2 protein-coding genes and 1 pseudogene are annotated in these 5,466 nt (G+C 63.7%); all 3 read right to left on the reverse strand.

Annotated elements, in window-relative coordinates; all coding sequences use genetic code 11:
- Window positions 1–49: 49 nt before the first annotated feature.
- Entirely contained in the window at window positions 50–3,076 is a 3,027-nt protein-coding gene (locus IE209_RS33395; protein ID WP_189691168.1) for an NACHT domain-containing protein, read from the reverse strand.
- A gap of 58 nt (window positions 3,077–3,134) precedes the next feature.
- Window positions 3,135–5,159, reverse strand: coding sequence for a site-specific integrase (locus tag IE209_RS33400; RefSeq protein ID WP_189691169.1), 2,025 nt, complete (start codon window positions 5,157–5,159; stop codon window positions 3,135–3,137).
- A 16-nt stretch (window positions 5,160–5,175) separates the two neighbouring features.
- Window positions 5,176–5,466 (reverse strand): annotated as a pseudogene (locus IE209_RS34140) (hypothetical protein); the annotation flags it as partial.

Here is a 5,466-nt window from a genome sequence, read left to right on the forward strand (position 1 = left end):
GTGCTAGCTTTTCGTACCGTCACTTATTGCACTGAAAACGAGGAGACCCCTAGATGAAGTACTGGCTGGCAGTGTCGGCCTGGTCCATCTGTAACTCATGGCCCACCTCGGCAAGCGTCATGGACTTGACGATGGCAGGATGGGCATTGAACAGCGCTGGAAACCACTGTGGAAACCCGTTCAGCTCTCGCACGGCATAGCGAAAGGCCACTGCAGCCTCGTCCGCCGAAAGGGACACGCACAACCGTGGATCCTCTGTTGCCTCGATCGTCAAGCCGGTCAAGCCAAACAGATCGGCGAGCGACATCTTTCCAATCTCGGCCCCCTCGGACACCAGCTTCGGTACATGCCGCCGCCAGAACCGCACGATGCCGTCCCGAAACGCACGCGGCGACTTGATCCCAAACTCGCGCTCCAGCCCCCGCCAGTGACCATTACTCCACCGAGACCCCTTGTTCTCATCGAGCTCCCGCATGCGATCGAGCATGTAGCCCTGTGCCTGTGATACCGCGATAGGGTCATCGAATCCCGGGTCGCGCAAATGATCCACCAAAGCATCCAACCGAGCCGGAGCATCCCGGCGCGCCTTCTCGATCCGTGCAGTCCTGGCCTTGGCTTGGCGGCTCCAGCGAGCGTTCTCCTTCTCTATACGCATGGCCGCTGCGTCCTTCTCGGGCGGGTTCAGCAGAAGCTCCACCCGCGCTGCGAGATGCGTGTCCGCTGCAGCAGCCGTCCTCAGGCGGGAGGCGTGCTCGGGCTTGTGGCCGGCGAGCGCGTACAACCGGAACCCAAGGGTCAATGCCATCATCCTGTCTTCGGGCAAGGTCCGCGAATCGATGGCATCCACCGCCGCATCAAAGTCAGGCGCTTCGAAAGAGACGTACCTGGCCACACTCAAGGCCATCCAGGCTTCGGTGACGCGCCCGTCCGTCTCAGCCTTGTTCGCGCGCTCCTGTTCGACCACATGCCAGAACAATGCCCAGTGGAGGGCTGGCCACTGCTGAACCAGCTTGGCCAAGCCGAGCTTCTCCAGATCGAATGCGTGGTCGTTGTACTGAGCGTCCAGCGGCAGCAGATAGAGGACGGCGAGCGCGCTCGGCCGCAATGCCGCGGGATCACGCAGCGCAGCCAGTCGACGGACAGCAGCCCCCACCGGCCTGCACAGCCATCGGTATCGCAGCGAGACCTCGAAATGCCGTCGTTCGAACACAGGCGGCTCGACGAGCATGGCATGCAGCCGGTCGATTGCGCCCGCTACCAGCGCGACCTCAGTACGGTCGAAGAACGACGCAATCTGCTCTGACAGCCCCGTCGGAGAGAACTCCTTGCGCAAGGCCAGACGCGGAATGCAACCCAACAACCACTGCAAAGTCTCCTGGTCGGGTCTCTCAATGTGGCTCACCAGGTCGGCCATGCATCTGCGGCTGAGCTCGCCCGGTTCTCTGAGGAAGCTGTCGCGAATCGAAGCCATGTCGGCTGCGTCACCCACCTCAGCAACAGCCCGGAAGGCGGCCACCCGTGCGCCGTCTTGTGTATGCGGCGACTTGGCGACATGCAGCGCCTCCGCCAGCGCACCGCCCAGGCGGCCTTGCCACACCATGCGCATGAGGAAGTAGACGATCTCCTCATTGGCCTCGTGCGATCTCACCAGCCTTCGCAGCGCGTCCGTCAGATCGTGCGCGGCGAAACGCTGGATAGCCGAGAAGTCGGCCATCGACATGCTTGAAGCACCGTTGGCCATCTGAGCGCAAACCTGTTCGAGCGTGTCACTCCGGACGTCGACAGGCAGTCGCACAGGGTCTCCGCCTTCAAACAAGATCTCGGGCGCAATCTGGCGCACCCGAGCCAAGATGCGACTGTCTTCCACAGCCAGCCAGGGCAGCAAAGGCCTGAGTGACGGCACGACGACTTCTAGTCCGTACTGCTCCCTGACGAACAGCTCCTCGACCCTTCGGCGCGACGTCTCGTGGCCAAGGAGCTTGAGGAACCACTGGGCAGCCAGATATTCCTTGACCGATCGGTGATGGAAGCGAACGGTGCCATAGATATCCTGGTCGAACAGCGGCCGCTGCAACAGAGTCCCTAGAAGCGGCGCGGGCCAATCATTTAACAGGTCACCGGCGTCCAACCCACGCGCACCGTTAATCCCGTCAGGTACCCTGATGTTCTGGATGCCAGTCAGCATCAGCGCCGCAGCGATGAGCTGTACACCCTCGAGCGCTTTGTCATCCGGTAGAGGCTGTGCTTCCGCGCGTGACTGGCTAGGCTCCTTAAGCCGCCGCTTCACGCTGTTCTTCATCAGTTCGAGCCGCGAGCCGATGCACTTCTTGTCGAGCCAGTACTCCGTCAGCTCAAGCAGATCCTGAGGCCGCGCCGTGAAGGACCAGGCATCGGCTCGCTCGATGTCATCGAGAAACCTTTCGGTATCCGCAATGCCCTTCGCACTTGCGAAGGTCTTGATCTGATCCCGCGAAAGCTCCTGCAGCGTGACGATCTTGAACTGCGATCCCGCAGAGTCCACGATGACAGTGTCTTGTGTGCCAATGTCACCTTCCGTCCCGGCCGCGCGACCAGCTTCAATGTGGAACAGGCTATCGCACAGTTCCAGGTCTGTTTGAGGTCGCCAAGCCGCCGCGCGGCCTGTGAGAAGCAGATGCGTCCGAGGCTTTGCGGTCGACAACCGCTTGCCAACCACGCGCATGGCTGCAGCGAAGTCGAGCGGTGACCGCAGCCTTGACTCGTCTATCGAATCCAGCAGCACCCAGCCTGGGTTCGGCGACACGAGCCAAGCCTGAAACTGCTCCAGCGAGCCCACTTCGAACGCCGAGTCGAAGTCCTGGCCCACATGCTCCAGTCGCAGAAAGAAGGCCTCTTTGCCGTCCCTACGCAACCGCCGCGCCGCCTCGCGGATCTCCTGGGTCTTACCGGAGCCGCCCTCCGAGAGGACCACCACGCGAAGCTCATCGAGAAGTGCTGGCAACGTAAACGTCGCAGGGCCCGGCTGCAACTGTTCGGTGTCGGCCATCTGCTCCTTGAGGAGCAACTCGCGGAAGGTGCGGTCCAGTTCGATGTGCATGGCCGCCGAGCATAGCGACGAGAAGGTGGCCGTGAATGTTGCGGCAAACCTCAAGCCTTCAGGTCTTCCCCCAGAAGCTCGCCATCGCCTTCATCCGCCGCTTCTCCTCGGTCGTCACATAGACGCTCGTCGTCGCCAGCGACGCGTGTCCGAGGATTTCCTTCTCGATCTGCACAGGCGTGCCACGCGCGATCGCGTGCGACGCATGGGTGTGCCGCAGCCAGTGCGTGCTGGCCCGGCGCAAGCGATCCGCCCCCTTCGCATGGCCCAGCGAGTCCAGCACACGCCCGCACTCCTCGAAGAACCGTTTGAGCTGGTCGTACAGCGTGTTGGCCACGATCCCATGCTTGGGGTCGTCCCCGTGCCGCTCCTGCAGTGACGGTGCCACCGCCTCCAGGTCCGCAGCCTTGCCCAGCAGGTAGGCACCCTGGTTGACTCCAGCCTCCGGGTCGGGGTCCAGGCCTCGCGCGATCAGGTAGTCCGCCAGCAGGCCGACCACGTCCACGGGGACCGGAACTTGCCGCAGCTTCTGTCCCTTGCCCACCACGTTGAGCAGCCAGCCCTCCACGTGCTCCGCATCCTCGGTGTCGGGCGGGTACTCCACCCATTGCAGGTGGTCGACCTTGGCGGCTACTGCCTCCGACAGCCGCAACCCCGTGGCGTACAGAAGGGACAACGCCAGCTTCAACCGCTGGGAGGTCGAGCGCTCGCGCTGCATGTCGACCTGCTCGCAGATGAACTGCCACTGCGCCATCGTGAAGCTGCGGCCTGTGTTCATCTTGGGCAGCGCTGACCGCGGTACCGTGATGCCGCTCCACGGATTGCCCATGAGGTAGTTCTTGTCCACCCAGTAGGCGTACAGGTTCTTCAGCACGGTCAGTGCATGACGCTGCGCCGCGGCCGACAACGGCCCTTCGAACGGCCGCCACAGCGGCGACCAGCGTTCGCGGTTGCGCTGCCCGCACCAGCGTGACCGCGGCAGCGGATCGCCCAAGAAATCCCGGTATGCAGTGCAGTCCTCGGTCGTCATCGACGATAGTGGCTTTCGCCGTTCGATGACGGCCCACAGCAAAAAGCGCTCGGCCTCCTTTCGGTAGGCCCGCTGGGTGTGCGACAGCGTCGTGAGCCAGTCCAGCGCTGACTCCACACCCAGGTCGCGCCCGCGGCGTTTGGCTTTGGCCTGGGCCTGCTGCGCCGGCGATGCGCCATTCTTCGAGCGCAGCCAGGTGAGGATGGCCTCGTAGTCGTTGCGCGCGGTCATCAGGCACTGGGCCTGCGGCCGTCGATACACGCCCGCGCGGCCGTCGAGCTCGGCGGGCACGAGCAGTTTTTCCAATGGCCGCACGTCGGTGGCCGGCTCCACCACTTTCTGCAGCTCGTGGCGAAACACTTTTCCCCGGGCCAGGGCCACATGCCCGCCGATGGCCAGACCGAGTGAGGCCTGATGCTCGCTGAGCCAGCGTTGCACGCGCGCGGCCTTGGCCGTTCCCAGGCCGCGGATGGATGCGGTCCAGTTGCGCCCCACCCCATTGATGCGCTCGACCAACTGGGCGAGCGTGAAGATCCCCACCGCCTCCAGACGCCCGGACACGTTCGGGTTCAACCAGGCCGCCACGGCATCGCCCGCGCGCGGCGGCTGCGCCACCAGCTGCTCAAGCCAGCGCAGGGCATCGAGTTGCCGGGCGATCAGCTTGGCGCGGCGGCCCTGGCGCACGCTGGCCTTGCCAAACTCCGCCTCGAAGGCCTCTATCTGCTCTGCTTCGGAGAAGTCTTCCAGGCCACGCTCCGCCGCGAAGTCTTCGAGCGAGGGCACCGCAGGCTCGTTGTCGGGCAGCCGGCGCACGTCCATGAGGATGAGCCGCGCCGTGCCATGGCGATCCTCGCGGCGCGCGGCCGCAGCGAAGGCATCGCGGATCCAGTCGATCGTGCCCTTGACCAGACGCAGGTCGGTGGCCAAGCCCTCAACCTGAAGGTAGCGGTCCCAGGCCTCGCGCAGCGCGATGCCCTGCACGAGCGCGCGCATGAAGGCGAAGTGGGCAATGCCCAGCTTGCGCGCGCGCGCGGTGTCCGCGTCGAGCTTCATGACAGCCCACCGCGGATCACGCGGCGCGGATGGCTTGCCCTGCCTGGTCTGCGGCGGGCACTGAGCTGCGCCGCACGCCGTGCAACGCGCCCTGCCCTGCAGTCCGAATTTTCAATCGGCTCAACCACTTAGAACGACCTTTCGGTGACCAAATTCCGAACACCCTTTTTACGGGGTCAAATTCTATAGTGTTGATAAGGATACTTATCAACATATAGTGTAAAGCTGCAGATTGCTGATGATCACGTGTCGTCGATGGGGTCTCCTCGTTTTCAGTGCAATAAGTGACGGTACGAAAAGCTAGCAC

The organism is Pseudorhodoferax aquiterrae, from assembly GCF_014652235.1.
In the GTDB taxonomy this organism is placed as follows: Bacteria; Pseudomonadota; Gammaproteobacteria; order Burkholderiales; family Burkholderiaceae_C; genus Pseudorhodoferax; species Pseudorhodoferax aquiterrae.

Excerpts from the sequence above, each read along its gene's own strand:
- IE209_RS33400 (WP_189691169.1), bottom strand. The coding sequence starts at position 5,159 with ATGAAGCTCGACGCGGACACCGCGCGCGCGCGCAAGCTGGGCATTGCC.
- IE209_RS33395 (WP_189691168.1), bottom strand. The coding sequence starts at position 3,076 with ATGCACATCGAACTGGACCGCACCTTCCGCGAGTTGCTCCTCAAGGAG.